The sequence below is a fragment of the Phyllobacterium phragmitis genome (assembly GCF_002980495.1).
Lineage (GTDB): Bacteria > Pseudomonadota > Alphaproteobacteria > Rhizobiales > Rhizobiaceae > Paramesorhizobium > Paramesorhizobium phragmitis.
Window position 1 is genome coordinate 265,244 of record NZ_PVBR01000002.1, and the last position, 26,368, is coordinate 291,611.

Here is a 26,368-nt window from a genome sequence, read left to right on the forward strand (position 1 = left end):
TGGAGCAAGCAGCCGAAAAATGAAAAAACAGATCACTTCGATTGTTCTGCTGTTCGTCGGAGCGCTTGCCGGCTGCAACAGCACCGAAGCAACACTGTCCGTGCCGAATTCCAGTGGTACGGCTGCAGCCGCGGCGTCAACCGGCCAGGCGGCGGGACTGACCACCAACCAGCCATCGACGACCCAACCAGGCATGGCATCCCAGACTGCCGGAACGCTGCGCCTCGACAAGCTGCAGATCGCCCCCATCGTCGGCGCCCCTGTCAGCGTCGTCACGCCGCTGTCGCGCCGGTTGGCCGCCGATGCGAAAGCCAGCGGCGTGATGCTTGCCGGCGCCAGCGAAACCGGCCAGGCCTACGTCATGAAGGGCTATTTTTCGGCACTTCCAGAAGGTGCCCAGACGACGATCGTCTATGTCTGGGACATCCTCGATCCCTCAGGCAACCGCCTGCACCGCATCCAGGGCCAGGAAAAGGTCGCAGGCAGCGCACTGCAGGAACCCTGGAGCGTGGTTCCCGCCTCGGCGATGGAAGCGATCGCCGCCCGCACCATGCAGGAATACGCAGCCTGGCTTGCGGCAAACCGCGCATGAGCCACATAGGCGTTGCGTGCCAGACCGATAGTAGGAAAGCAGCATAAACCTCTGAAACCAAGAAGATAATGCCGCCTCACGACCTCGGTTTCCGTTACTGGAGCCCGAAAATTTTTCAGTGATTGTTAGCCACATATCGTGATTGCGCGCTTGCATTGTGCGAGAGTCGCGGTAAAAGGCCGCTCATCCATAAGGCTCGACCAGCGCCAGGGGCAGATGAAGCATGAAACTTTTCGCGGGCAACTCCAATCGTGTGCTGGCTGAATCCGTTGCAAAATATCTGAACATCCCACTCGGCAAAGCCAGTGTCAGACGCTTTGCCGATCAGGAGATTTTCGTCGAGATTCAGGAAAATGTCCGCGGCGAGGATGTGTTCGTCCTCCAGTCCACGTCTTACCCGGCAAACGATCATCTGATGGAACTGCTCATCATGATCGATGCGTTCCGACGTTCCTCCGCCCGCCGCATCACCGCCGTCCTGCCCTATTTCGGTTATGCCCGGCAGGACCGCAAGCCCGGCCCCCGCACGCCGATTTCGGCCAAGCTGGTCGCCAATCTCATCACCGAGGCCGGCGCCAACCGCGTCCTGACCCTTGATCTCCATGCCGGCCAGATCCAGGGCTTCTTCGATATTCCGACCGACAATCTCTATGCGGTTCCGGTCATCGCACGTGATGTGAAGGCGCATTACAGCACCTCCAATGTCATGGTCGTTTCGCCTGATGTCGGCGGTGTGGTGCGCGCCCGCTCGCTGGCAAAGCGCATCGACGCGCAACTCGCCATCGTCGACAAGCGCCGCGAACGCCCTGGCGAATCGGAAGTCATGAACGTCATCGGCGACGTGACAGGCAAGGATTGCCTGCTATTCGATGATATCGTCGATTCCGGCGGCACACTCTGTAACGCCGCCGAGGCGCTGCTGGCCAAGGGTGCGAAGAGCGTTACCGCCTATATCACCCATGGCGTGCTTTCCGGCGGGGCCGTCGCGCGCATCGCCGCTTCCAAGCTGAAGGAACTGGTGATCACCGATTCCATCCAGCCCACCGCCGCCATCACCTCGGCCCATAATATCCGCGTCCTGCCGATTGCCGACCTGATCGGCGAAGCAATCTCGCGCACAGCTTCCGAAGAGTCCGTCTCCAGCCTCTTCGACTGAAGCGGTTCCCCCTTCCTTCTCCCCTTGTGGGAGAAGGTGGCCGAGCGTGAGCGAGGTCGGATGAGGGGTCGATGCGCGCATTCCCGCTCGCCGAGCCGCCATCGAGGCGGCTTACTCACCACCCCTCATCCGCCTTCACTTCGTTCAGGCACCTTCTCCCACAAGGGGAGAAGGAAGGGGAGAAACATTTATTCCGCAGCAGACCGTTCTTCTGACGCCTCATCAGGCGCATTGGGATCGCCCGGTCCCGTCTCGCAGCCAAGATCGGGAAAGGCGACGACGCGTTTTCCCGTGAAGTCGGTGCGAACCACCAAAAGCCCCCTCTCCTCGAAATAGGTCAAAAGCCGCCGCGCCCGGCTGGTCGAGTGCGTGCCATAGGCACGCGCCAGCACCGCATCCGACGGGCAAGGCGCGCCCGTGACGGCCGCCTGCGCGACGATCAGGAACACACCCTGCACATCGTCGGTCAGGCTTTCCGAAAGGTTCAGCGCCTGCTGCCAGGCCTGGCCCGAGGCGGTTTCACCGTCAAGATTGGTCTGCGCCAGCGCCAGCCTGCGGCGGAAGGCGGGCAAGGCCAGGGGCTCTCCCGATACGCGGTGGATGCGGCAACGGACGAGAAAATCCTGATAGAGCACGGCGACGGAGCGGAACGAGGCTTCGGGATCGTCGATGATCTCGCGCATCACCTTATCGATGCGGTTCTCGCGCTCGGCATCGGCAATGCCCGGGAAAAGTGGTTCCACCGGCGCTTCGGGCTCCGGCTTGGCCTTGGTGAGCTGGGCCAGGATCTCGGCGGTCGGGCGCGGCGGCGGCGCGACGGGCGCACGCCTTGCGATGGGGCGTATCTCGCCGGGGCTCGGCGTGAAGATGAGTTCGCGCGCATCTTCAGGCGCATCCGGCAGCGGCATCAGCTTGGGGCTGCCCGACCGGGCGGAGGTTTCCACCGTGCCGATCTTGATCGGCAGCGGCCGCCGTGACAGCGCCGGCCCGAGCGCCACGAAATGGCCGCGCGCCAGATCGCGGAACATCTCCGCCTGCCGCCGTTCCATGCCGAGTAGATCGGCGGCGCGCGCCATGTCGATATCGAGGAATGTCCGACCCATCAGGAAGTTCGAGGCCTCGGCCGCCACGTTCTTGGCGAGCTTCGCCAGCCGTTGCGTGGCGATGACGCCGGCAAGCCCGCGCTTGCGGCCGCGGCACATCAGATTGGTCATGGCGCCGAGCGACAGCTTGCGCGCCTCGTCAGCCACCTCGCCGCCAACGGCGGGAGCGAAAAGCTGCGCCTCGTCGACGACGACCAGCATCGGATACCAGAAATCGCGGTCGGCATCGAACATGCCACCGAGGAAGGCCGCGGCACAGCGCATCTGCTGTTCGACATCGAGCCCTTCCAGATTGAGAATGACCGAAACGCGATGCTGCCGGATACGCGCGGCGATCCGCGTCAGCTCGGCCTCGGTGCGCGCGGCATCGACCACGACATGGCCAAAGCTATCTGCAAGCGTGACGAAATCGCCTTCCGGATCGATGATGCATTGCTGCACCCAGGGGGCGCTCTGTTCGAGCAGGCGGCGAAGAAGATGCGACTTTCCCGAACCCGAATTGCCCTGCACCAGCAGGCGCGTCGCGAGCAATTCCTCCAGATCGAGCATGGCCGCGGTCCCGCCGGACGTGGCTCCCATGTCGATGCCGACCTTCATCCTGCCTCCTGAATTGCTGTTCGAATCGATGGCGGCGGCGCGGACCAAAACAGTGCCGACGCAAGCCCGCCATCCCTTTAGCACTCCAAACCCGCCAGCGCGCCTGTCTTGTCGCGAAACCCACAACAAGTACCGCAGGACTGCGCAAGAGGGGATCCATGACCGGTAAGGACGGAAAACGCCGATAGTGTCTCAGTTTGATTTTTCGGCTGTGGGTGGAAAGCGAACCTTGCAATCGTAACAGCAATCGCTGTGACGCCCGTTTCAAGAATGGTTCGGTTCGAGACAAACGAAGCTCCACTTTACCTCGCTCCTACCGAGCATGTCGTCACGTTCGTTCTGGTGAATGCAACGGAGGCCAACCGCTGCCGCGAGCGCAATGGTCTCGGCTGTCGAGACATCAAACATCTTCCGCCTTGCCGGTACAGGTCCGTGTCGCAAAGACATGATGATCCTGCCTTCGCGTTCCATGAGATTCGCAAGATGCCGCATAGCGATGCTGCGTTCGGCTTCCTCCAGATGCATCCACACCGCCGTGAGCATGATAACATCGTAGCGTGCACCTTGATTTCTCACGACCGAGAGGTCCGGCAAAGTGTCGTCGACCCACTCAATTGCCTTCCCGGCATGAAGGCGTAGCCCCTCACCGCGAAGCTCCGCCGTGGGTTCCACAGCGACAACTTTGTGACCCTTTGCCGAAAGCGCCGCTGCGTCACGCCCCGACCCTGCTCCGATATCGAGGATGCGACTTGGATTGTCGGGAAACAGGTGAAGGACGTCACGGTGAACGTCGGAGAATTTTATGCTTTCATACTGTTCGGCAAGCGTCTTTGCGTTTTCACCGTAACCATCTGTTCCCCGCATCCCTGCCCACTTAAACCCTGTTAGTGTTGACGTCGCCACGAAACTGGCATCCCACATAAACTTCCGCAACGGGTCGCCAGCCGGAATTCGAACCGAGACGCAACCGAACGCCCTGCGAACTTGCACATTTGCGGCCTTTCCGTTATAGAGCCGCCATCCGTGTAGACACCCTTGGAGGCAACACGGAATGGGGCGGCCTTTCGTTCGTGCGTCGAACGGCAAATCGGCCGCTTCATGTTTTTCTGCCCCGGCCAGCCGGACAGGAGAACACTCCAGATTAGAACCTCGAAAGGAAATGCCATGAGCGAACAATACGAGCTCAAGGCCGAGGCGCGCGAACGGGTCGGTAAGGGGTCCGCCCGGCAACTTCGGCGCAACGGTAAAGTGCCTGCAGTCATCTATGGCGACAAGCAGCCCCCCATCTCGATCGCCTTGCCCTACAAGGAACTCTTCCTCAAGATCCACAGCGGCGGTTTCAGGACGACCGTCGCGACGATCGACGTCGACGGCAAGAAGATCCAGGTCCTGCCGAAGGACTATCAGCTTGATCCGGTTCGTGATTACCCGGTTCATGTCGACTTCCTGCGCGTTTCGGAGAAGTCGGTCGTTCAGGTCAACATTCCCGTTCACTTCACGAATGAGGAAGCGGCTCCCGGCATCAAGCGCGGCGGCGTTCTCAACATCGTTCGTCACGAGATCGAGTTCACCGCGCCTGCCAATGCGATTCCCGATTTCATCGAGATCGACCTGACCGGCAAGCAACTCGGCGATTCCATCCATATTTCCGCGATCAGCCTGCCGAAGGGTGTCACGTCGGTCATTCAGGACCGCGACTTCACCATCGCGACCATTGCCGCACCCGCTGGCCTCAAATCCGAGGAAGGCGCGGCTACGGAGGAAGCTGAGACGGAAGAGAAGGAAGGCGAGTAATCGTCTTTCCGCATATCGGGAGCCGTTTCCATGCTGCTTATCGCAGGACTTGGCAATCCAGGCTCCCGCTATGCGAAAAACCGGCACAATATCGGTTTCATGGCGGCGGACGAGATACACCGCCGCCATCGCTTTTCTCCCTGGCAGAAAAAATTCCAGGCTGAAATCGCCGACGGCACCATCGACGGCGAAAAGGTGCTCCTCATCAAGCCGCAGACCTTCATGAACCTTTCCGGCCAGGCGGTCGGCCAGGCCATGCGTTTTTATAAGCTTTCCCCCTCCGATCTCGTGGTCATCTATGATGAACTGGATCTGCCTGCCGGCAAGGTCCGCGCCAAGACCGGCGGCGGAGCGGGCGGACACAATGGTATCAAGTCGATCGATGCGCATTGCGGCAAGGATTACCGCCGCATCCGGCTCGGCATCGGCCATCCCGGCGTCAAGGAACTGGTGCACGGCCATGTGCTGGGCGATTTCGCCAAGGCCGACAGTGAATGGCTGGAGCCGCTTCTGGCTGGCATAGCGGACAATGCGGGATTTCTGGTGAAGGGTGACGACAACGGCTTCATGAACCGCATATCGCTCGCGATGGGCGGCGGTGATCCTCGGTCGATCGCGAGGAAAGAGCCGAAAGAAGGGAAAGACAAGGCCAAGGAGGACAGGGGCGAAGCCGGAAAACCGGCGGGCGCGGCAAAGGGCCAGAGCCATATACGCCAGGCGCGCGCGCCCAAGCCCGCGGCCGATATCCCCGCCAGCGGACCGATGGCCGACATGCTGAAGAAGCTGCTCGGCAAAAAGGATTGAAATTCGCCCTTTAAGGGCATTCAAAAGCATGATCCCGAACCGAAGGTCGGCGTCAGCAAAAAGTTGCAGACTTCCAGGTAAGATCATGCGGCCAAACAAGGATAAGGACGGAATATCATGGGTTTCAAATGCGGCATCGTCGGCCTGCCGAACGTCGGGAAATCGACGCTTTTCAACGCGCTGACCAAGACGGCGGCGGCGCAAGCCGCGAACTACCCCTTCTGCACCATCGAGCCCAACACCGGCGAAGTCGCCGTGCCCGATCCGCGCATGAAAGAAATCGCAGCCGTCGCCAAGTCGCAGAACATCATCCCGACCCGCATCTCCTTCGTCGATATCGCCGGCCTCGTGCGCGGCGCGTCGAAGGGCGAAGGCCTCGGCAACCAGTTCCTCGCCAATATCCGCGAGGTCGATGCCATCGTTCATGTGCTGCGCTGCTTCGAGGATGATGACATCACCCATGTCGAGGGCCGCATCGATCCGGTTTCCGATGCCGAGACGGTCGAAACGGAACTCATGCTCTCCGATCTCGAAAGCCTGGAGCGCCGCATCGTGCAGATCCGCAAGCGCGCCACCGGCAAGGACAAGGAAGCATTGGCGGTGCTGCCGATGATGGAAAAGGCGCTCGAACTCCTGCAGGACGGCAAGCCCGTGCGCATGTTGCTCAGGGATATCGCGCCTGACGACCTGCCTATCCTCCAGGAGCTGAACCTGCTCACCTCGAAACCCGTTCTCTATGTCTGCAACGTCGCCGAAAGCAACGCTGTGGCGGGCAATGAGCATACCAGGGCCGTCGCTGCCATGGCCGAAGCGCAAGGCGCCGAGACGGTCGTCATTTCGGCTGCCATCGAGGCGGAAGTCGCGCAGCTTTCCGACGAGGAAGGCAAGGAATTTCTCGATGCCATCGGCCTTGAGGAGCCCGGCCTCGATCGGCTGATCCGCGCCGGATACAAGCTTCTCGACCTCATCACCTACTTCACCGCCGGCCCCAAGGAGACACGCGCCTGGACGGTGAAGCGTGGTTCCAAGGCACCGCAGGCGGCGGGCGTCATCCACACGGATTTCGAGCGCGGCTTCATCCGCGCCCAGACCATCGCCTTCCATGACTATGTCGCCCTTGGCGGCGAAGTGGCAGCCAAGGAAGCGGGCAAAGCCCGCGACGAAGGCAAGGAATATGTGGTGCAGGATGGCGACGTGATGCTGTTCAGGTTCAATACCTGATTCAGCATTAGGCAGTTTTCATGGTTGAAACATAGAAGGACAAAGCCCCTTCTCCTGCCGTCATTCTCGGGCTTGTCCCGAGAATGACGGCTAGGGGAAAGCTTCGAGGAGGAGGCGGAATATGGACATGAAGCTTCACCATTATGCCTATGAGGACCTCGCAATAGGCTTGGAATTTCCGCTGGGGCCGAAGGACGTGACGGCGGAGGAGATCATCGCCTTCGCCCGCGAATTTGACCCGCAGCCCTTCCATCTCGATGAGGCGGCGGGCAAGGCAAGCGTTCTCGGCGGGCTCGCGGCCTCGGGCTGGCACACCGTTTCCATGCTGATGCGCATGATGTGCGACGCCTATATCACCGGCTCCACCTCTCAGGGCGCGCCCGGCGTCGACTTCGTCAAGTGGAAGAGGCCGGTTCTGGCGGGCGACACGCTTGCGGGCAGGACGAAGGTCCTCGACCGTCGCGTTTCCCGATCGAAGCCCGATCTCGGCTTCGTCACCGTGCACCATGAATTGTTCAATCAGAATGGTGAAAGTGTCTGCGAGGCGCAGCACATGGGCATGTTCCTGCTACGCGATCCGCAGCACAAGGCAGAGGAAGCGCCACGATGAGCCTGCTGGAAGAACAGATCGGTATCGAGCAGACGCTCGGCAGCTACACCTTCAGCGCCGACGAAATCATCCGCTTCGCCACGCTTTACGACCCGCAGCCGTTCCACACCGATCCCGAAGCCGCGAAGAACAGCAATTTCGGCGCACTCTGCGCCTCCGGCTGGCACACCACCGCCGTCTGGATGAAGCTCAACGTGCAATCCATGGGAGAAGCGCTGAAAACGGCCAGGGCGCGCGACGAAACACCCCCCGTCTTCGGCCCTTCGCCCGGCTTCGAAAACCTCAAATGGCTCAGGCCCGTCTATGCCGGCGATACCATCACCTATAAGCGCACCATCAAGGCCGTCCGTCCTCTTGCCTCCCGTCCCGGCTGGTCGATGCTGATCATGCACTCATCCGCGTATAATCAGGACGGCGTGAAGGTGATGGAATTTGATAGTGCTGCGCTGGTTAGAGTGTGAAACGAGATTGAGGTAGCGAACGTCATCTCACCCCCCTCTGGCTTGCCAGCCATCTCCCCCTCAAGGGGGGGGAGATTAGCTGATATGCGCGACGGCATTCACTCTTCAACGCTTGTTGATTGATGGAGGCACCGATGCAGGCCTGATCTCCCCCCTTGAGGGGGAGATGCCCGGCAGGGCAGAGGGGGGTGAGATCGAAAAACACCGCCCAACGATCACTCCCCCTCAAATTCCACAAGCGTGCGCACGGTAACGCCGAGCGCCTCGATCTTCTTGGCGCCGCCCAGATCGGGCAGGTCGATGATGAAGCAGGCGGCCACGACATCGGCCCCCATCTGCATGAGAAGCCTGGCCGCGCCCTCCGCCGTTCCGCCGGTGGCGATCAGATCGTCGACGAGGACCACCTTTTCGCCCGGTACGATGGCATCGCGGTGCATCTCCATTTCATCGACGCCATATTCGAGACTGTAGGCGATGCGCACCGTATCGTGCGGCAGCTTGCCCTTCTTGCGGATCGGCACGAAACCGGCCGAAAGCTGATGCGCGATCGCGCCGCCCAGGATGAACCCGCGCGCTTCGATACCCGCCACCTTGTCGATCTTGCCGCCCGCATAGGGGTAGACCAGTTCGTCCACGGCGCGCCGGAAAGCGCGTGCATTGCCCAGAAGCGTCGTGATGTCGCGAAACATGATGCCGGGCTTCGGATAATCCGGAATGGTCCTGATGGATTCTTTCAATGTTTCGCGCAGCGCCAAATCCATGTGATTTCCTTTCGGTTCATCAGGTATCTTATCAAAGAAAAGGGCGCCGTTGGCGCCCTTCCCTCAAATAGCTAAAACTTGCAGAATTACCTTGAAACAGCATCCCCACTGGCCGTCATTCTCGGGCTTGTCCCGAGAATCTACAGCGGCATGATGTTTCAGCACCGTAATTGCTCTTCTTTTCCTTGTCGCAGATTCTCGGGACAAGCCCGAGAATGACGGCAAGGCTAAGGCTCAATGTGGGACATTCTCCCAGACCCGGCGCTTGACGGCATAGACCAGGCCGGCAAACAGGATGAGGAAGATCATGACGCGGAAACCCGTCCTCTTGCGCGCCTCCAGATGCGGCTCGGCGGCCCACATCAGGAATGCCGAAACGTCGCGCGAATACTGGTCCACCGTCTGCGGCGCGCCGTCGTCATAGGTGACCTGATCGTCCGAGATCGGCTTGGGCATGGCAAGCGACTTGCCTGCAATGAAATACGGGTTGTAGTAAGTGCCTGCCGGAACCTGCATTCCTTCCGGTGGCGTGTGGTCATACCCCGTCAGAAGTGCGTGGATATAGTCCGGTCCCGCTTCCGCATATTGCGTGAACAGGTCGAAGATGAAGGTCGGGAAACCGCGCTCGACGGCGCGCGCCTTGGCGATCAGCGAGAAATCGGGCGGAACAGCGCCACCGTTGGATGCGGCCGCCGCCTCGTCATTTGGGAATGGCGGCGGAAAATAATCGGTCGGAATGGCCTTGCGGGTGAACATCTCGCCATCCGCGTTCGGGCCGTCCTGGACCTCGTATTCGGCAGCGAGCGCCTTCACCTGATCTTCCGAATAGCCGAGTTCCTCGAACGACCGGAACGCCACGAGATTCATCGAATGGCAGCTGGAGCAGACTTCCTTGAAGACCTTGAGACCGCGCTGAAGCTGGCCCTTGTCATAGGTCCCGAAAGGACCGGCGAAGGACCAGTCTTCCTGATGCGGCTTGATGATCGGGAAATGCGCTGGCTCTGCTTCGCTGTGTTCTTCCTGGGCAAGAGCGCCGCCGACAAGACCGACAGCAAGCATGACGCCGAAGCTGAGCGTAGCGAAACCGGTGAGGATCGTTTTCATGAGACAGTCCTTAATATCTGGCAGTTCGCTCAGCCTTTGGTTTCCGGAGCGGCGGTCGCGCTGGCGGGCACGGCACCGCCTTTTTTCGACTTGGCCAGCACCGCTTCGGTAATCGAGTTCGGCAATCGCTTCGGCGTCTCGATCAGCCCGAGAACCGGCATGATGACGAGGAAGAACGCGTAGTAGTAAAGCGTGGCGAACTGCGCCATGTGGACATAGCTGCCTTCCGCCGGACGTGAGCCGAGCCAGCCGAGGAAGATGGCATTGGCCGCAAACAGCCAGAAGAACACCTTGTACCACGGGCGGTAGACCGCGGAACGCACCTTCGACGTGTCGAGCCAGGGAACCAGGAATAGCACCGCGATCGAGCCGAACATGACCAGAACGCCGCCGAGCTTGGAATCGATCGGACCGACATTGAACGTGATGGCGCGCAGCATCGCGTAGAACGGCAGGAAGTACCATTCAGGAACGATGTGGGCTGGCGTCTTCAGCGAATCGGCCGGGATATAATTGTCCGGGTGGCCGAGATAGTTGGGCATGTAGAAGATGAAATAGGCAAACACGATGAAGAACAGCACCATGCCGAACGCGTCCTTGACGGTCGCATAAGGCGTGAACGGCAGCGTGTCGGTCTTCGACTTCACCTCGATGCCGGTCGGGTTGGTCTGCCCCGTCACATGCAGCGCCCAGACGTGCAGGACGACGACGCCCGCAATCATGAACGGCAAGAGGTAATGCAGCGAGAAGAAACGGTTCAGCGTCGGATTGTCGACCGCGAATCCGCCGAGCAGCAATTGCTGGATCGGATCCCCGATGATCGGGAAGGCGGTAAAGAAGCCGGTGATGACGGTCGCGCCCCAGAACGACATCTGTCCCCACGGCAGAACATAGCCCATGAAGGCCGTCGCCATCATCAGGAGATAGATGATGACGCCGAGGATCCACAGGAGCTCGCGCGGCGCTTTATAGGAGCCGTAATAGAGACCCCGGAATATATGGAGATAGACGGCGACGAAGAACATCGAAGCGCCATTGGCGTGCATGTAGCGCAGGAGCCAGCCAAAATTGACGTCGCGCATGATCTTCTCGACCGAATTGAACGCGATGCCGGTGTTCGCTGCGTAGTGCATGGCCAGAACCACGCCCGTCAAAATCTGCGAAACCAGCATGATCGCCAAAATTCCGCCGAACGTATAGGCATAGTTCAGATTGCGCGGAACCGGATAGGCGATGAAGGAATCATAGACGAGACGCGGCAATGGCAGCCTTGCGTCGATCCATTTTTCGATGCCGGTGCTCGGCGTATAGGTGGAATGTCCGCCACTCATATCGTGTCTCCCAAAAACCCTTTTAGAGCCGCATGGTCTTATCCGAAAAGTCTGCAACTTTTCAGGATCATGCTTTAGCCGATCTTGATCTGCGTATCAGAGAGGAACGCGTACGGCGGAATGAACATATTCTCCGGCGCCGGACCGCTGCGGATGCGCCCGGCCGTATCGTAGGTCGAGCCGTGGCAGGGGCAGAACCAGCCTCCGAACTCTCCTGATTCGCCGAGCGGAATACAGCCCAGATGCGTGCAGATGCCGATCATGATGAGCCAGTTTTCCTTGCCCTCGCCCGCCGAACGGGCCAGATCGGTGGCCTGCGCGTCGGACGCCAGATTGGCATTGCGCGCAATCGGATCCTTGAGGGCCGAAAGGGCGGTATCCTTGGCGTCGCCAACCTCTTTGGGTGTGCGGTTGCGGATGAAGATCGGCTTGCCGCGCCATTTGACCGTCAGCGACATGCCCTCCGTCACGGAAGAAATGTCCACTTCGACCGAGGCTGCCGCCAGTGTCGAGGCATCAGGGCGCATCTGGTCGATGAAAGGCCATGCGAGACTTGCCGCCCCCACGACGCCCGCCATACCGGTCGCTATGTAGAGAAAATCACGCCGTGTCGGCTCAGCCGTGTCGTGTGCGCTCACGAGACCTATCCTTTCCAACTTTCATTTCCACGAGGCATTCCGCGTCCCCTCTCATGAGATCGGCCCATGGCGAATGGGCCGGGCGGAATCCCCCGGCATGTTGCGTGGTTTCTAGGCGTGATGTTACGGCTTGTCCAGACGGCAGGATGGCAGGACGGCAGGATGTCGCAGGCTATGCACAGCGGTGATTTGGAACGGGAAACAGCGGGGGAGCGTGTAGGGAATAGTGAGATGGTGAAGAAAGAAAGCTCCCATTCGCTATCTCACTACTCACTCCTTCCGATGAAGCCGCCGGACTGGCGCGCCCACAGCGAGGCGTAAATTCCGCCGCGTGCAAGCAGTTCTTCATGCGTCCCCTCTTCAACGATACGACCGTGATCCATCACGACAAGACGGTCGAGCCGCGCGATGGTGGAGAGCCGGTGCGCGATGGCGATGACGGTCTTTCCCTCCATCAGACGGTAGAGATTGTCCTGTATCGACGCCTCCACTTCCGAATCGAGCGCCGAGGTCGCCTCATCGAGAATGAGGATCGGCGCATTCTTCAAGATGGCGCGCGCAATCGCTATGCGCTGGCGCTGGCCGCCGGAAAGCTGGACGCCCCGCTCGCCGACAAATGCCTCGAAGGCCTTTCGCCCCTTGAAATCCTCCAGCGAGGCGATGAACTCGTCGGCTTCCGCCTGGCGCGCGGCGGTGAGCACTTCCTCCTCCGTCGCATCATCGCGGGCAAGCAGGATATTGTCCTTTAGCGAACGGTGTAGCAGCGCCGTTTCCTGACTCACCACGGCAAAGGCCCGCCTGAGCGAAGCCTGCGTCACGCCGCTTATATCCTGCCCATCGACCAGTATACGCCCCTTTTCGACATCGAAGAGCCGCAGGATCAGATTGATCAGCGTGGTCTTGCCGGCGCCCGAATGGCCGACGAGGCCGATGCGCTCGCCACCCCTGATGGAAAGGTCGATATCGTCCAGCACACCGCCCGCCTTTCCATAATGGAAGGTGACGTGCTGGATATCGATCGCCCCTTTCGTGATCTGCAGCGGCTTGGCGCCCGGCCGGTCTTCGAGGCCGAGCGGCGCGGCGACCAGTCGCATCGAATTCTCGATCAGGCCGAGTTGCCGCAGCATGCCGTTGAGCTGCATCATCAGCCGGCTGAGCAGCATGCTGAGACGCAGCACCAGCCCCAGCGTGAACGACACCTCCCCTACCGTCATGGTCCCCTTGGTCCACAGATCGATGGAAAGGGCCGCCACGCTCACGATCATCAGGCCCGAAAGCGCGGTCAGCACTATGCGCACGCCGGTAACCGAGCGGTACAATGGCAGGAGCGCGCCCAGATAACGGTCGAACCCGTCGCGCAGATAGGCTTCGTCCGCATCAGCCGTGTTGAGCTTGATCGTCTGGATGTTGGAATAGCTGTCGACGATGCGCCCGTTGATCATCGAGCCGGCTTCGGCGGACGCCTCGGCACGCTTGCGGATCACCGGCAGGTAATGCCGCGCGATGAACACGAACGTGACGATCCACAGGATCACGGCCGCTGCCAGCCGCCAGTCGAGGCGGCCGATCAGCGCAAGCGTCGTGAAACTGTAGATCAGCATGAACCAGACCACCTGGATGAAACTGGTCATCAGGTCGCCAGCCGCCTGCCCGGCCTGCCAGACCTTCGTAGCGATGCGCCCGGCAAAATCGTTCTGGAAAAACGCATAGGACTGGCGCAGCACGTGAGCATTGGCCTGCCAGCGGATCATATTGTAGAAACCCTGCGACAGCGTCTGATCATCCAGAAGCGTGTTCACCGCCGTGACGGCGAGACGCACGAAAAGGACTGTCGCCGCCATGAACAGCAGTTCCGGCCCCGCCGCCGCCATCAGGCCCTGCCAGCTCTTCTCCGCCGTCTGGTCCAGAATATCGACCAGCCTGCCCATGAAGTAGAACAACCCCGCCTCCACCAGCGGCGCCAGCCCACCGACGATGAGGGCCAGCGCAAGCGCCCCCTTCGCCTGCCGGGCATAATGCCAGAGAAAGCGCGCGGTCGTGCCGGGCGGGCGCAGATCGTCCGTCTTGCGGAAGGGATCGACCCAGCGTTCGAAGAGGCTGTAGATCGCGTTCATGCCTTCCTTTCTTAAGGGAATATGGGAATAAGTGAGTAAGGGGGAAAAACATATTCCCCTATTCCCTGACTCCCCTACTTACTTATTCAGCGGCGACATCCTCCGACAAATGATCGTCGAAGCCGAGGAACCCGCCGGATTGCCGCGCCCACAGTCCGGCATAGATGCCGCCCTGCGCGATCAGTTCCTCATGCGTGCCCTCTTCGACGATCCGCCCGCGATCCATCACGATCAGGCGGTCCAGTGCGGCGATCGTCGAAAGCCGGTGCGCGATGGCGATGACCGTCTTGCCCTCCATCAGGCGGTAGAGATTGTCCTGTATCGCCGCCTCCACTTCCGAATCGAGCGCCGAGGTCGCCTCATCGAGAATGAGGATGGGTGCATCCTTCAGCATGACCCTTGCAATTGCAATGCGTTGGCGCTGCCCGCCGGAGAGTTTTACACCACGTTCGCCGACATGCGCATCGAAGCCCTTCCGCCCTTTCAGGTCGGTCAGCGACTGGATGAACTCGCCCGCTTCGGCGTGGTTCACCGCTTCCCGCATCATCTCCTCCGTCGCGTCCGGACGGCCGTAAAGAATGTTGTCGCGCACCGAGCGGTGGAGGAGCGATGTGTCCTGCGTGACCATGGCGATATTGGCGCGCAGCGAATCCTGCGTCACTTGCGCAATATTCTGCCCGTCGATCAGGATGCGGCCGGCCTCCAGATCGTAGAAACGCAGGAGCAGGCTGACCAGCGTCGACTTGCCGGCGCCGGAGCGTCCCACCAGGCCGATCTTCTCGCCCGGACGGATCTTCAACGCCAGATCGTCGATGACGCCCTCGCCCTTGCCGTAATGGAATCGGATATGATCGAAAACGATCTCGCCCTTCGAAACATGCAGGGCGGACGCTCCCGGCACATCAGCGACAAGCCGCGGCTGCGCGATCGAGGCCATACCGTCCTGCACGGTGCCGATATTTTCGAACAGCGCTGACATTTCCCACATGATCCATTGCGACATGCCGTTGAGGCGCAGCACCAGACCGATGCCGACTGCCACGGCACCGATGGTCACGGCTTCGCCGAGCCATAGCCAGATGCCGATGGCGCCCGCCGAAAAAAGAAGAAGGCAATTCAGCATATAGAGCGAGAAATAGAACTTCGTCACCAGCCGCATCTGGCGGTGAACCGTATCCTGGAACGTCAGCAGGCTTTCGCGGGCATATTCCTCCTCGCGGTTCGAATGGGAAAACAGCTTGACTGTCGCGATATTGGTATAGCTGTCGACGATCCGACCCGTCATGGTCGAGCGTGCGTTCGCCTGTTCTTGCGAAATGACGCGCATCTTCGGAATGAAGAACCGTAAGAGCCCGATATAGGCGGTCACCCACACCAGGAAGGGTAGCATCAGCAGCCAATTCGCCGAGGCTGCGATGATCAGCGTGCCGGCGAAATAGACCACGACATAGTTGAGCACGTCGAGGAGCTTCATCACCGTCTCGCGCACGGCGAGCGCCGTCTGCATCAGCTTGGTCGAGATGCGGCCGGCGAACTCATCCTGGAAGAAGGTCATCGACTGGCGGATCAGATAACGATGGATCATCCAGCGCACCCGCATCGGGTAATTGCCGAGCAGTGTCTGGTGGATGATCAGCGAGTGGAACAACGCCACTGCCGGCAGGATCACCAGAACGACACCGGCGATCAGCGTGAGCCGCCATCCCTCATTGGCAAGGAACGTCTCCCGCGACTGGTTCGAAAGCCAGTCGACGATATTGCCGAGGAATGCGAACAGCGAAACCTCGATGACGGCGATCGTCGCGGCGCCAACCGCCATCAGCCCGACCCATGGCCAGGCGCCTCTGGTGTAATACATGCAGAACGCCACCAGACTGCGCGGCGGCTCGCGCAGATCGACGTCGGGAAATGCATGTAGCCTTTGCTCAAACCAGCGGAACATCATGAAACCTCATATGCGGCGGCCTGACCAACCCGGCAAGATCATACCGGCGGAGAGACCGAAAAGAGAGCGAAACGGATAAAACCCGTCGAGCCAACGGCGGTGTTAAAAACGGGAACCTATCGACATGACGCAAACCTGCGAGCACAAGAAAACGGCTGCGGTAATGCGTCGAAACAGCAAAACGAAATCTGGAGAAGAACTACCGGAAACGATCGGACGCAGAACTGCGTGACATGGAGGAAGGAGAGACCTTCGGCCATGGGAGAAGTCTGGTCATGATGATCATCGACACCTCCATCGGTTCGTCTGCGGGAGCCCCGTATAGACAATCCCGACGCTTTTGGCGAGAGCCCGCGCGACAAAATGTCCTGCCGCCTGCCCTCAACTGACAGCTGTTGCCATTCAGCCACCATCCGGGCTAGGCCCGCATCCATGGACCTTCGCATAGCCCTCTACCAGCCGGACATTCCCGGCAACACCGGGACGATCCTGCGCATGGCCGCCTGTCTCGGCATCGGCGTGGATGTGATCGAACCCGCCGGCTTCGACATTTCCGACAGGGCGCTGAAGCGCGCCGGCATGGATTATCTGGAACAGGCAGCCCTCACCCGCCATCTCGATTGGGCGCATTTCGACAGATGGCGGAAAGGCGCCGGCCGGCGGCTGGTGCTGTTTTCGACCAGGGCCGCCGAGCCCTATACGCGCTTTGTCTTCAACCCCGGCGATGTGCTCCTGTTCGGGCGGGAATCGGCGGGTGTGCCCGATCACGTGCACGAAAGCGCCGATGCCAGGCTGCTGATCCCGATGGTGGAGAACGCCCGCTCGCTCAACATCGCCCTTTCCGCCGCAATGGCCACCGGCGAGGCGCTGCGCCAGATCCGCGCGTGAGCGAAAACGAATCACCAAACAACGGGATAGGACGAAAAGCCAAATCAGAATCTGAACAACGAATGCGGTCTTCTCAGTCCGCCGTCGGCAGCCGCCGCATGGTGAATTCGATCACGTCGTCGGGCCGCTCGCACCAGCTCTCGATCTCGGTCCAATAGGCGGCCTTTGGAAACATCGCGAACCATTCCCGCGCCTTTTCACGGGCGTCGTCGCGCGGCAGTGTGAATGTTTCGCGGATGAAGCCATCGCGCGGCAAACGCTGTTTGCGGGCGCGGCCTGCCTCAAGCTGCTTGCGCAGGCCATTGAGCGGTGGACGGGGTAGATTGGCGGCCATCGTGAACCCTCGCAAAACCCTTCGTCCGCAAGGTAGCGTGGTTGTAATGGGAAAACGAGTCATTTCTTGGGGAGCAAGCCTTCCTGTCTCTGTTCGCCCTTTGCGCCATATCGATAGTTTGCTACGAATCCATGAAAAAGGATAAAATACCTCATGCAGCGCTCTGATATTCCCAGCACGCTTCCGCCCGAGCTCGAAGAGAAGAAGGCCCTCGCCAAGGTCTGGTTCGAGGAATTGCGCGACAGGATATGCGCGGCGCTGGAGCAATTGGAGGACGAGCTCGACGGACCGCTTTCCGACCGCGGGCCCGGCCGATTCGTCCAGACACCCTGGCAGCGGGATGAAGGCAATGGCGGCGGCGGTGTGATGTCGCTCATGCACGGCCGCGTCTTCGAAAAGGCCGGGGTCCACACCTCGACCGTCTTCGGCGAGTTTTCGCCCGAGTTCCGCAATCAGATCCCCGGCGCGGAAGAAGATCCGCGCTTCTGGGCTTCCGGCATTTCGCTGATCGCGCATCCGCAAAACCCCAACGTGCCCGCCGTGCACATGAACACGCGCATGGTCGTCACCTCGCGCCAATGGTTCGGCGGGGGCTCCGATCTGACACCGGTCCTCGACCGCCGCCGCACGCAGGACGATCCCGACACCAAAGCCTTTCACAAAGCGCTGAAATTCGTCTGCGACAAGCATCGCGATGTCGCCGACTACGACAAGTTGAAGGCATGGTGCGACGAATATTTCTTCTTAGCCCACCGCAATGAGCCGCGCGGCATCGGCGGCATTTTCTACGACTGGCTGCATTCCCCCGACGAGGCCGGCGGATGGGAAGCGGATTTCAACTTCACCCGCGATGTCGGGCGCGGCTTTTCGGTGATTTACCCGCATCTCGTGCGGCAGAACTTCAACCTGGACTGGACCGCCGACGACCGCCAGGAGCAACTGGTCCGGCGCGGTCGCTATGTCGAATTCAACCTGCTCTACGACCGCGGCACCATTTTCGGCCTGAAGACCGGCGGCAATGTCGATTCCATCCTGTCATCCATGCCGCCGACGGTGAAATGGCCGTGATGGCGCGTTGCCACCTCTCCTTCTCCCCTTGTGGGAGAAGGTGGCCGAGCGAAGCGAGGTCGGATGAGGGGTGGCAAGCAAGCCGCCTCAACGGCGGCGCGGCGAGCGAGGATGCACGAGAACCCCCCCTCATCCGGCCCTTCGGGCCACCTTCTCCCACAAGGGGAGAAGGAAGAGGCGTCAGCCCTCGCCCGTCCCCGTCACATCCGGTAATCTCGTCAGCAGCGCCTCGCGGTCGAGCGTGAAACCCGATTCGATCCAGAGGTCCTCGAGCGCCCGCTGCGCCCGACCGATCTCCGGCCCCTTCTTCATGCCTGCCGCAACCAGATCGCCACCGGTAAGCGGAAAGCGCGGCGTCTCATAGGTTTCAGCCTGCTGCAGGAGGCGTAAATAGCGCCCCGCCTCTATCATGGCCGTCGCATTGCCTGCCGCGGCATCGACGCGGACCGCCGCAAGCGCCAGCCGCAATCTGTCGAGAACGGCCTGCCTGCTGCCGCGATAGATTCGCCTGATCAGCCCGAGATCCGAAAGGCTCGGCTTGAGCGCATCCGCGCGTGCCCACGCCTCGATCCTGGCCCGTTCGGCATTCGACATTTTCAGCCGCTCGCCCAGCACCGCCATCCGTGCTGCATCGGGCGGCACCAGGCTTTCGAGACGCAAAAGCGCGTCCGCCGGCCAGTCGAGCTCCTGTTCGGCGCGGACCAGGCCGTGAACGGCATCGATGCCCCATTTCTCGCTTTCCGGCAGGACGACGTTCAAAACGCCGGTTTGCCGCATCCATAAGAGAGCCCGTGATGGATCGGGCGCCGAGAGAAGCTTCTTCAACTCGTCCCATATCCGCTCCTTCGACAGGCCCGTCAGCCCATCCTTCAGGCGCGAGCAGGCTTTCAGCCCCCCCGCTTCCGGCCGCCCCGATCCATACCAGGCGAAGAAGCGGAAGAAGCGCAGGATGCGTAGATAATCCTCCTGGATGCGCAACTCGGCATCTCCGATGAAGCGCAAGGTCCGCGTCTCGATATCCCTCTGTCCTCCGACATCATCGACCAGCGTGCCGTCCGCCCTGGCGTAGAGCGCATTGATGGTGAAGTCGCGCCGCTCGGCATCGGCCTTCCAATCGCGCCCGAAGGCGACTTTCGCCCGCCTTCCGTCGGTTTCGATATCGGCGCGCAGCGTCGTCACCTCGAAGGGTCTGCCGCCGGCGACGACAGTCACCGTGCCATGCTCGATACCGGTCGGCACAACCTTGAATCCGCAGCCTCTGGCGCGGCGCATGGTTTCTTCAGGCAGGGTGGTCGTCGCGATATCGATATCCGCGACCTTCTGGTCGAGAAGCGTGTTGCGGATCGCACCGCCGACGACACGCGCCTCCTCGCCGTCGCTGGAAAGCGCGGCGAGCAGCATTTGCAGGTGTTTGTCGGACAGCCATGGCGCCCGTCCTTCAATGGAAACGATATCGCTCAAGCGTAGAGCCTTTCATAAAGCGTGCGGATGATGCCGGCGGTCACGCCCCAGATGAAGCGATCCTGATAAGGCATCGTGTAATAGAACCTCTCACGGCCTTCCCATACCCTGCTTTCGCGGCGGTGGTTGCGCGGGTTCATCAGGAAGGAAAGCGGCACCTCGAAGACGTCAGCCACCTCATCCGGATTGGGGATGATATCAAACGGCGTGCGCACGACCGCCAGCACCGGCGTGATCGAATAACCCGTCGTCGTGAGATAGCGCGGCAGCCGGCCGAGAAGTTCCGCTCTGTGGGCTTCAAGGCCGATTTCCTCGTGCGCCTCGCGCAGCGCCGCATGTTCCGCCGTTCCATCCTCCGGATCGATGGCGCCGCCGGGAAAGGCGATCTGGCCCGAATGCTTGCGCATGGAGGCATTGCGCAACGTCAGGAGCATCGTCGCTTCCGGGCCGCGATCGACGACGGGAACCAGCACCGCCGCATCGCGCATCCTCGTCGTCGCGAGCATCTGGCCCAGATCGGGATTGAGCAGATGATCGCCGCGATCCTCGCTGACGCCGCCATGGCCGATATCGGCAATGCGCGCCGCAAAGACCTGCGCCGAAAATGCACCGGCCTCCCCGTCATGCCTGGATTCTCCAGCAAGGAGCTTCACGAGCGAAAAGCCTCTAGTTCATCGGCGGGCTGGATCGGAAAGACTGCGCCGTTCGAGCGGACGGCGAACATCGGCTCCCCGTCGATCTCCACATCCTCGCCCAGCGCCACCAGATCGTACATGACGGGCCGCGCCAAAAGCGCCTCCAGCCTGCCGCGCACCAGGAGATAAGGTTTCAGCCCCTGATTTTCCTCCGCGGTCTCGAACCGCAGCGGATTGCCGGATCCCGCCTCCACCACATCGCCGACATTGGTGCGAAATGTCAGGACCTGCTTGGCGCCTTTGCCCGACACGTTCATCTCAACCGCCAGGAACGGCGCGTCCTCGACCCGGATGCCGACCTTTTCCACCGGTGTGACCAGATACGTCCGGCCATCCTCGTCCTTGCGCAGGATCGTCGAGAAAAGCCGGACAAGCGGTTTGCGGCCGATCGGCGTCCCCATGTAGAACCATGTCCCGTCTGCGCGGATTTCCATGTCTATATCGCCGCAGAAATCGGGATTCCATTTCTCGACCGGCGGCAGGCCTTTTTCGCCTTTGCCCGCCGCGCGCGTCCCGTCATCGAGCGCGCGGCCGATCAGCGCCTCCAGCCCCGATGCGTCCGGCCCGGAAACGAACTCCCGTTTCGATCCAGAAACTACACTGCTTTTTCTCATACGACTCGGCTATTCTCACATTGAAAATTAAGGCTACGTCACGAAATAGTCACCGTTACGCGGCTTGTCAGCATGTCATAGTGATTTAACTTGTCCAGATAGGGCATAGTTGCAGCCCGGCAGGGCCGAGTTAAAGCCCGGTAGGGCCCAATTAAAGCATTGTCCCGCTCGTCATAGCGGTGAGACCGATTGCGAGGAAGCCATGAGCGTTGTCAAAACAGCCGACCCCATCGATCCCAAGGCTCTGGTTGCCGAAGCCGAGCGCGCCCTGCACGATATCTCGACAATCCGCGACGCCGTCGGCACCGTGATCTTCGGACAGGAAAGCGTCATCGAGCGCGCCCTCGTAGCACTTCTGGCCGGCGGCCACGCGCTTCTCGTCGGCGTTCCCGGCCTCGCCAAGACCAAGCTGGTGGAAACGCTTGGGCTCGTGCTCGGTCTCGACGAGCGCCGCGTGCAGTTCACGCCCGACCTGATGCCATCGGATATCATCGGTTCGGAGGTCATGGAGCAGAATGCCGACGGCCGCCGTTCCTTCCGTTATGTGAAAGGTCCGATCTTCGCGCAGCTCCTGATGGCCGATGAGATCAACCGCGCCTCGCCGCGCACCCAGTCGGCGCTGCTGCAGGCGATGCAGGAATATCACGTGACGGTCGCGGGCGAGCGTCATGACCTGCCTTCGCCCTTCCATGTGCTGGCGACGCAGAACCCGCTCGAGCAGGAAGGTACCTATCCGCTGCCGGAAGCCCAACTCGACCGTTTTCTCATGCAGATCGACATCCTCTATCCCGAGCTGGACGCGGAGCGCCGCATCCTGCTCGAAACCACCGGCACGTCGGATGCCAAGGCTCGGGGCGTCATCACCGCCCTGCGGCTGAAGGAGATGCAGAACCTGATCCGCCGGATGCCGGTTTCGGAAAACGTCGTGGAAGCGATCCTGAACCTGGTGCGCTCGGCGCGCCCCGGCACCGGCAGCGAACATGCCGACCGCCACATCGCATGGGGTCCGGGACCGCGCGCCAGCCAGGCGATGACGCTCTGCGCCCGCGCCCGTGCACTCTATGACGGCCGTCTGGCCCCTTCGGTGGACGATGTGAAGGCGCTTGCCGAGCCCGTCCTCCAGCACCGCATGGCCTTGACCTTCGCCGCACGTGCCGACGGCATGAACGTCCGCGATGTCATCGCCAATCTCGTGAAGGCAGCCATTTGATGGCGGCGCTCGGGCAGCGCGTCCAGCCGGTCGCAACGACCGATGCGCTTGCCCGCGCCAGACAGCGCGCCGCGCTGGTGCCCGATCTCCTGGTCGAGGCGCGCCGGGTGGTCAACACCGTCATCACCGGCTGGCATGGCCGGCGCAGACGTGGAATGGGCGAAAATTTCTGGCAGTTCCGGCCCTATGTCGAAGGGGAAGCGCTGTCGCGTATCGACTGGCGGCGTTCGGCCCGCGATGATCATACCTATGTGCGCGACCGCGAGTGGGAAGCGGCACATACCGTCTGGCTGTGGGCCGATCCTTCCGTCTCCATGCATTTTCAATCCAACCTTGGCGAAGTCTCCAAGGAGTGGCGCTCGCTGGTCGTCACGCTGGCGCTCGCCGAGCTTTTGTCCCGCAGCGGCGAGCGTATTGCTTTCCCCGGCATCATAGACCCCTTCGCCGCGCGCAACGGCGCCGAGAGGCTTGCGGCGGCACTTGTCCATTCCACCGGCGTGTCCGCGCTGCCCGAGATCGCGAATATCCGCCGCTTCTCCGACATCATCATGGTCAGCGATTTTCTCCAGCCTGTCGAAGAGATGCTCGAACTTCTCGAACGTCTGGCCAAACACGGCGTCCGCGCCCATCTGATCGAGATCGCCGACCCCGCGGAAGAGGTGTTTCCCTATTCCGGCCGCACCGAATTCCGCGATCCCGAGACGGGTGAAAGGATCACCGCCGGACGTGCGGAAACCTATGCACAGGACTACCGCAAGCTCTATCTCGCCCGCCGCCAGACGCTTTCCGACTATTGCAAGCGGCTTGGCTGGAGCTTCACCGTCAATCACACCGACCGCCCGGCATCCGAAGCGCTGGTGCGGGTGCATATGAACATGACCGCCGATATGGGCTATCGCGGAGGCGCCGCATGAACGCACTTCCGCTTGCTTTCGGCGCGCCGATGATCCTGGCCGGCCTGATCGCGTTGCCCATCATCTGGTGGCTCCTGCGCATGACGCCGCCGCGCCCGCAGGAGGAAGTGTTTCCGCCGCTGAGAATCCTCGCCAATGTGTTGAAGAAGGAGGAGACCCCGAGCAAGAGCCCGTGGTGGATGACGCTTTTGCGCCTCCTTCTGGCCGCGCTGGTGATCCTGGCGCTGGCCGAACCGGTCTGGAATCCCCGCCCGGTCACGCTGACCGGCAATCAGCCCGTCGCCATCGTCCTCGACAATGGCTGGGCATCGGCGGAAGACTGGCAGATCAAGCTGGAAACGGCGGAGCGCCTCGTCTCCGACGCGGAAGAGGCAGGCGCGCCGATCTATGTCATGGGCACGGCGGAGCGGACCAATACGGAGATCGGGCCCTTCGACGCCACTGGCGCGCTGGAAAGGCTGCAGGCTTTGAAGCCCCGTCCGATTCCTGTCGATCGCCAGGAAGCGTTCGGCCGCCTCGCCTCTGCGATAGCTGCAACCCCTGGCGCCCGCGTCGCCTATCTCAACGATGGCGTCGAAACGGCGGATGCCGCAGCCGCTCTTGGCCAACTCGAAGAGAGCGGCGCAGCCTCGATGCTCTGGTACAGGCCTGATACCGCCAATCTCGCCGGCCTGGTCTCGGTCGACAATGGCGCCGACGCACTGGTCGTCCATGCGGTGCGGCCGACCGATGCCGGTCAGCCGCGTAGCGTCACCGTCGGCGCTTTCGACAATAAGGGACGCCGTATCGCCGAAACAAGCATGGCATTCGGCGCCGGAAGCAGCGAGGCGGAGGGCCGCATCGAAGCGCCGATCGAACTGCGCAATGATTTTACGACCATCCGCATCGACAGTTCCCGACAGGCCGCCGCGACGCGCCTTCTCGACGACAACACGAAAAGGCGACGCGTGGCGCTGCTTTCGGGCGCCGAGGCCGATACCGCCCAGCCGCTGCTGTCGCCACTTTATTACATCTCTCGCGCCCTGCAGCCTTTCGCCGATATCCTGCAGCCGCGCACCGCCGATCTCGCCGTGTCGGTGCCCGAACTGCTCGACCATACGCCATCGGTCGTGGTGATGGCCGATATCGGCAAATTGCCGGAGGCGGCGGAACAGCGGCTTGCCGATTGGGTCGCCAAGGGCGGGACGCTCATCCGCTTTGCCGGGCCGAGGCTCGCCGGCGCGAGCGACGACGACACATTGCTGCCGGTCACGCTCAGGCGCGGCGAACGCTCGCTCGGCGGAACGCTTTCCTGGACCGAGCCGCAGCGGCTTGCAGCTTTTCCGGCAACGGGGCCGTTCTCCGGCCTTCCCACACCGCAGGATGTCACGGTCAGCCGGCAGGTGCTGGCCGAACCCTCCCCTGAGCTTTTCGAGAAGAGCTGGGCCAATCTGGCCGACGGAACGCCGCTCGTGACAGGAGAAACGCAAGGCCGCGGCCGGATCGTGCTTTTCCATATCGCGCCTGACGCCACCTGGTCCAACCTGCCGATCAGCGGCACCTTCGTCGACATGCTGCGCCGCATCGTCGTTCTCTCCCGCAATCTCGGCGGCAGCGAAGAGAACGGCACGGCCAGCGTCTCGCTTCCGCCCTATCTCATGCTGGCGGCGGATGGATCGATGATACCGCCGACATCAGAAACCAAGCCGCTTGCCATCGGCGGCAACGCCACGCCTGAGGTGAGCTACGACAATCCGCCTGGCTTCTATGGTTCCGAGGACGCGCTCTATGCGCTCAATCTTCTGGGCCCGCGGACGGAGCTGACACCGCTGGTCCAGCCCTCGCTTTCCTTCCCCGTCACCGCGACGGCCTATGCCGCCGATGAATCGATCCGCCTGCGCGGGCCGCTTTTCGCGGCGGCGGCGATCCTGCTGGCGCTCGATACGCTGCTCGTACTCTGGCTCGGCGGGCATTTCCGCCCTGGTCCATACAAGGGCTCTCGTAAAGGCACGCGCAAAGCGGCAGCCCTTGGCGCGCTGGCGCTTTTGCTTCTGCCGGCAGCGCTGTTTTCATCCGCTTTACCGCTTGCCGGCGGACAGGCCCTGGCGCAAACGTCGAGCCCAGCACCCGCCGAATCGCCAAAAGACAACGATACCATCGCGCGTGACAACGATACCATTTTACATGATGACAGCAGGCCCGGCGACCAAACGATGATTAATGCGGTGTCCGTCACCCATCTTGCCTATGTCACCACCGGCGACAAGGCTGTCGACGATATCAGCCGGGCCGGCCTTCAGGGCCTCACCCGGTTCCTGATGGAGAAGACGGCGCTGGAGCCCGGCGCGCCGATCGGCCTGGACCCGGCACGCGACGAGCTTTCCTTCTATCCGCTGATCTATTGGCCGATCGACGCCAATGCGCCGATGCCGAGCGAGGCCGCGATCGCCCGCATCGACGCCTATATGCAGCAGGGCGGCACCGTTCTGTTCGACACCCGCGACGAATTTGCCGCCGGCGCCGGGCTCGACGGCTCCACCACACCCGCCGGCCAACGGCTGCGCGCCATTCTCGACGGCATGAACGTACCGCCGCTCGAACCCGTTCCAAGCGACCATGTCCTGAGCAAATCCTTCTATATCATGCCGGATTTTCCGGGCCGCTATCGCGGCAGCCCGCTTTGGGTGGAAGCTTCTCTCAACAGCGAGAGCCGCCAGGACCGCCCGGTGCGCACCGGCGATGGCGTCAGCCCGATCCTCATCACCGCCAATGATCTGGCCGGCGCATGGGCCGTCGACCCGCAAGGCGCGCCATTGCTTCCGACCGTTCCCAACGACCCGATGCAGCGGGTCTATGCGCTGCGCGGCGGTGTCAATATCATGATGTACATGCTGACCGGCAACTATAAGTCCGATCAGGTCCACGTCCCCGTTCTGCTTGAACGGCTCGGAAACTGAGCGGGAGAAGCCGATGT

At 61.6% G+C, this 26,368-nt stretch carries 24 protein-coding genes; 12 read left to right on the forward strand and 12 right to left on the reverse strand.

The features are described 5' to 3' along the window. Nucleotides 1-19: 19 nt before the first annotated feature. The gene (locus C5748_RS03435; RefSeq protein WP_105740526.1) at nucleotides 20-592 is read left to right on the forward strand and encodes a hypothetical protein; all 573 of its coding nucleotides are present in this window, start codon (nucleotides 20-22) and stop codon (nucleotides 590-592) included. A gap of 223 nt (nucleotides 593-815) precedes the next feature. Continuing rightward, entirely contained in the window at nucleotides 816-1,748 is a 933-nt protein-coding gene (locus C5748_RS03440) for a ribose-phosphate pyrophosphokinase (protein WP_105740527.1), read from the forward strand. A 188-nt stretch (nucleotides 1,749-1,936) separates the two neighbouring features. Here the strand turns inward: C5748_RS03440 and C5748_RS03445 are convergent, their stop codons facing one another. Together C5748_RS03445 and C5748_RS03450 are read right to left on the reverse strand one after the other, a co-directional pair. After that, nucleotides 1,937-3,448 carry a helicase HerA domain-containing protein gene (locus tag C5748_RS03445; protein WP_105740661.1) on the reverse strand — a complete coding sequence of 504 codons (1,512 nt, stop codon included), beginning with the start codon at nucleotides 3,446-3,448 and terminating at the stop codon, nucleotides 1,937-1,939. Between the two features lie 264 nt (nucleotides 3,449-3,712). Next, the gene (locus C5748_RS03450; protein ID WP_199194689.1) at nucleotides 3,713-4,369 is read right to left on the reverse strand and encodes a class I SAM-dependent methyltransferase; all 657 of its coding nucleotides are present in this window, start codon (nucleotides 4,367-4,369) and stop codon (nucleotides 3,713-3,715) included. A 243-nt stretch (nucleotides 4,370-4,612) separates the two neighbouring features. On the opposite strand from C5748_RS03450, the gene C5748_RS03455 reads away from it, so the two are divergent. From C5748_RS03455 to C5748_RS03475, 5 genes are all read left to right on the forward strand, one after another. After that, nucleotides 4,613-5,242 carry a 50S ribosomal protein L25/general stress protein Ctc gene (locus C5748_RS03455; RefSeq protein ID WP_105740528.1) on the forward strand — a complete coding sequence of 210 codons (630 nt, stop codon included), beginning with the start codon at nucleotides 4,613-4,615 and terminating at the stop codon, nucleotides 5,240-5,242. A 30-nt stretch (nucleotides 5,243-5,272) separates the two neighbouring features. Continuing rightward, nucleotides 5,273-6,046 carry an aminoacyl-tRNA hydrolase gene (gene pth, locus C5748_RS03460; RefSeq protein WP_105740529.1) on the forward strand — a complete coding sequence of 258 codons (774 nt, stop codon included), beginning with the start codon at nucleotides 5,273-5,275 and terminating at the stop codon, nucleotides 6,044-6,046. A 117-nt stretch (nucleotides 6,047-6,163) separates the two neighbouring features. After that, a complete protein-coding gene (ychF, locus tag C5748_RS03465; protein ID WP_105740530.1) occupies nucleotides 6,164-7,267 on the forward strand; it encodes a redox-regulated ATPase YchF in 1,104 nt (367 codons plus the stop codon). A gap of 121 nt (nucleotides 7,268-7,388) precedes the next feature. Beyond that, complete coding sequence (locus tag C5748_RS03470) at nucleotides 7,389-7,877, forward strand: MaoC family dehydratase (protein ID WP_105740531.1); 489 nt, start codon at nucleotides 7,389-7,391, stop codon at nucleotides 7,875-7,877. Beyond that, nucleotides 7,874-8,338, forward strand: a complete 465-nt coding sequence (locus C5748_RS03475; protein WP_105740532.1) for a MaoC family dehydratase — start codon at nucleotides 7,874-7,876, stop codon at nucleotides 8,336-8,338. Before C5748_RS03470 ends, C5748_RS03475 begins: the two co-directional genes overlap by 4 nt. 215 nt (nucleotides 8,339-8,553) lie before the next feature. Here the strand turns inward: C5748_RS03475 and C5748_RS03485 are convergent, their stop codons facing one another. The 6 genes from C5748_RS03485 to C5748_RS03510 form a co-directional block, all read right to left on the reverse strand. Next, nucleotides 8,554-9,099, reverse strand: a complete 546-nt coding sequence (locus tag C5748_RS03485; protein WP_105740533.1) for an adenine phosphoribosyltransferase — start codon at nucleotides 9,097-9,099, stop codon at nucleotides 8,554-8,556. Nucleotides 9,100-9,333: 234 nt separating this feature from the next. After that, nucleotides 9,334-10,203, reverse strand: coding sequence for a cytochrome c1 (locus tag C5748_RS03490; RefSeq protein ID WP_105740534.1), 870 nt, complete (start codon nucleotides 10,201-10,203; stop codon nucleotides 9,334-9,336). 29 nt (nucleotides 10,204-10,232) lie between these two features. Further along, on the reverse strand, nucleotides 10,233-11,534 hold the full coding sequence (locus tag C5748_RS03495; protein ID WP_105740535.1) for a cytochrome b: 1,302 nt from the start codon (nucleotides 11,532-11,534) through the stop codon (nucleotides 10,233-10,235). A 74-nt stretch (nucleotides 11,535-11,608) separates the two neighbouring features. Then, nucleotides 11,609-12,172, reverse strand: coding sequence for a ubiquinol-cytochrome c reductase iron-sulfur subunit (gene petA / locus C5748_RS03500; RefSeq protein WP_105740663.1), 564 nt, complete (start codon nucleotides 12,170-12,172; stop codon nucleotides 11,609-11,611). Between the two features lie 266 nt (nucleotides 12,173-12,438). After that, a complete protein-coding gene (locus C5748_RS03505) occupies nucleotides 12,439-14,286 on the reverse strand; it encodes an ABC transporter ATP-binding protein (RefSeq protein ID WP_105740536.1) in 1,848 nt (615 codons plus the stop codon). Nucleotides 14,287-14,368: 82 nt separating this feature from the next. Further along, nucleotides 14,369-16,228, reverse strand: a complete 1,860-nt coding sequence (locus tag C5748_RS03510) for an ABC transporter ATP-binding protein (RefSeq protein ID WP_105740664.1) — start codon at nucleotides 16,226-16,228, stop codon at nucleotides 14,369-14,371. Nucleotides 16,229-16,663: 435 nt separating this feature from the next. Between C5748_RS03510 and C5748_RS03515 the strand changes: the two genes are divergently transcribed. Further along, nucleotides 16,664-17,119, forward strand: coding sequence for a tRNA (cytidine(34)-2'-O)-methyltransferase (locus C5748_RS03515; protein WP_105740537.1), 456 nt, complete (start codon nucleotides 16,664-16,666; stop codon nucleotides 17,117-17,119). A 73-nt stretch (nucleotides 17,120-17,192) separates the two neighbouring features. Here C5748_RS03515 and C5748_RS03520 read toward each other — a convergent pair whose 3' ends face one another. After that, on the reverse strand, nucleotides 17,193-17,453 hold the full coding sequence (locus tag C5748_RS03520; protein ID WP_105740538.1) for a hypothetical protein: 261 nt from the start codon (nucleotides 17,451-17,453) through the stop codon (nucleotides 17,193-17,195). 153 nt (nucleotides 17,454-17,606) lie between these two features. Between C5748_RS03520 and hemF the strand changes: the two genes are divergently transcribed. Next, the gene (hemF, locus tag C5748_RS03525) at nucleotides 17,607-18,521 is read left to right on the forward strand and encodes an oxygen-dependent coproporphyrinogen oxidase (protein ID WP_105740539.1); all 915 of its coding nucleotides are present in this window, start codon (nucleotides 17,607-17,609) and stop codon (nucleotides 18,519-18,521) included. A gap of 180 nt (nucleotides 18,522-18,701) precedes the next feature. On the opposite strand, the gene C5748_RS03530 is transcribed toward hemF, so the two are convergent. The 3 genes from C5748_RS03530 to C5748_RS03540 are packed head-to-tail and all read right to left on the reverse strand — an operon-like array spanning nucleotide 18,702 to nucleotide 21,291. Beyond that, entirely contained in the window at nucleotides 18,702-19,922 is a 1,221-nt protein-coding gene (locus C5748_RS03530) for a CCA tRNA nucleotidyltransferase (RefSeq protein ID WP_105740665.1), read from the reverse strand. A gap of 56 nt (nucleotides 19,923-19,978) precedes the next feature. Continuing rightward, nucleotides 19,979-20,635 carry a CoA pyrophosphatase gene (locus tag C5748_RS03535; RefSeq protein ID WP_199194691.1) on the reverse strand — a complete coding sequence of 219 codons (657 nt, stop codon included), beginning with the start codon at nucleotides 20,633-20,635 and terminating at the stop codon, nucleotides 19,979-19,981. Then, nucleotides 20,632-21,291 carry a DUF1285 domain-containing protein gene (locus tag C5748_RS03540; protein ID WP_105740540.1) on the reverse strand — a complete coding sequence of 220 codons (660 nt, stop codon included), beginning with the start codon at nucleotides 21,289-21,291 and terminating at the stop codon, nucleotides 20,632-20,634. The genes C5748_RS03535 and C5748_RS03540 overlap by 4 nt, the downstream gene beginning before the upstream one ends. Nucleotides 21,292-21,493: 202 nt before the next feature. Between C5748_RS03540 and C5748_RS03545 the strand changes: the two genes are divergently transcribed. The 3 genes from C5748_RS03545 to C5748_RS03555 are packed head-to-tail and all read left to right on the forward strand — an operon-like array spanning nucleotide 21,494 to nucleotide 26,351. Continuing rightward, a complete protein-coding gene (locus tag C5748_RS03545) occupies nucleotides 21,494-22,501 on the forward strand; it encodes an AAA family ATPase (protein ID WP_105740541.1) in 1,008 nt (335 codons plus the stop codon). After that, entirely contained in the window at nucleotides 22,501-23,415 is a 915-nt protein-coding gene (locus C5748_RS03550; protein WP_105740542.1) for a DUF58 domain-containing protein, read from the forward strand. The genes C5748_RS03545 and C5748_RS03550 overlap by 1 nt, the downstream gene beginning before the upstream one ends. After that, on the forward strand, nucleotides 23,412-26,351 hold the full coding sequence (locus C5748_RS03555; protein ID WP_105740543.1) for a DUF4159 domain-containing protein: 2,940 nt from the start codon (nucleotides 23,412-23,414) through the stop codon (nucleotides 26,349-26,351). The genes C5748_RS03550 and C5748_RS03555 overlap by 4 nt, the downstream gene beginning before the upstream one ends. The last annotated feature ends 17 nt before the right edge of the window (nucleotides 26,352-26,368 follow it).

Coding starts and splice junctions, on each gene's coding strand:
- C5748_RS03555 (WP_105740543.1), top strand. CDS start 23,412: ATGAACGCACTTCCGCTTGCTTTCGGCGCGCCGATGATCCTGGCCGGC.
- C5748_RS03530 (WP_105740665.1), bottom strand. CDS start 19,922: ATGCTGCTCGCCGCGCTTTCCAGCGACGGCGAGGAGGCGCGTGTCGTC.
- C5748_RS03540 (WP_105740540.1), bottom strand. CDS start 21,291: ATGAGAAAAAGCAGTGTAGTTTCTGGATCGAAACGGGAGTTCGTTTCC.
- C5748_RS03550 (WP_105740542.1), top strand. CDS start 22,501: ATGGCGGCGCTCGGGCAGCGCGTCCAGCCGGTCGCAACGACCGATGCG.
- C5748_RS03545 (WP_105740541.1), top strand. CDS start 21,494: ATGAGCGTTGTCAAAACAGCCGACCCCATCGATCCCAAGGCTCTGGTT.
- C5748_RS03445 (WP_105740661.1), bottom strand. CDS start 3,448: ATGAAGGTCGGCATCGACATGGGAGCCACGTCCGGCGGGACCGCGGCC.
- pth (WP_105740529.1), top strand. CDS start 5,273: ATGCTGCTTATCGCAGGACTTGGCAATCCAGGCTCCCGCTATGCGAAA.
- C5748_RS03490 (WP_105740534.1), bottom strand. CDS start 10,203: ATGAAAACGATCCTCACCGGTTTCGCTACGCTCAGCTTCGGCGTCATG.
- C5748_RS03455 (WP_105740528.1), top strand. CDS start 4,613: ATGAGCGAACAATACGAGCTCAAGGCCGAGGCGCGCGAACGGGTCGGT.
- C5748_RS03475 (WP_105740532.1), top strand. CDS start 7,874: ATGAGCCTGCTGGAAGAACAGATCGGTATCGAGCAGACGCTCGGCAGC.
- ychF (WP_105740530.1), top strand. CDS start 6,164: ATGGGTTTCAAATGCGGCATCGTCGGCCTGCCGAACGTCGGGAAATCG.
- C5748_RS03515 (WP_105740537.1), top strand. CDS start 16,664: ATGGACCTTCGCATAGCCCTCTACCAGCCGGACATTCCCGGCAACACC.
- hemF (WP_105740539.1), top strand. CDS start 17,607: ATGCAGCGCTCTGATATTCCCAGCACGCTTCCGCCCGAGCTCGAAGAG.
- C5748_RS03440 (WP_105740527.1), top strand. CDS start 816: ATGAAACTTTTCGCGGGCAACTCCAATCGTGTGCTGGCTGAATCCGTT.
- C5748_RS03435 (WP_105740526.1), top strand. CDS start 20: ATGAAAAAACAGATCACTTCGATTGTTCTGCTGTTCGTCGGAGCGCTT.
- C5748_RS03520 (WP_105740538.1), bottom strand. CDS start 17,453: ATGGCCGCCAATCTACCCCGTCCACCGCTCAATGGCCTGCGCAAGCAG.
- C5748_RS03510 (WP_105740664.1), bottom strand. CDS start 16,228: ATGTTCCGCTGGTTTGAGCAAAGGCTACATGCATTTCCCGACGTCGAT.
- C5748_RS03485 (WP_105740533.1), bottom strand. CDS start 9,099: ATGGATTTGGCGCTGCGCGAAACATTGAAAGAATCCATCAGGACCATT.
- C5748_RS03495 (WP_105740535.1), bottom strand. CDS start 11,534: ATGAGTGGCGGACATTCCACCTATACGCCGAGCACCGGCATCGAAAAA.
- C5748_RS03505 (WP_105740536.1), bottom strand. CDS start 14,286: ATGAACGCGATCTACAGCCTCTTCGAACGCTGGGTCGATCCCTTCCGC.
- C5748_RS03450 (WP_199194689.1), bottom strand. CDS start 4,369: ATGTGGGATGCCAGTTTCGTGGCGACGTCAACACTAACAGGGTTTAAG.
- C5748_RS03470 (WP_105740531.1), top strand. CDS start 7,389: ATGGACATGAAGCTTCACCATTATGCCTATGAGGACCTCGCAATAGGC.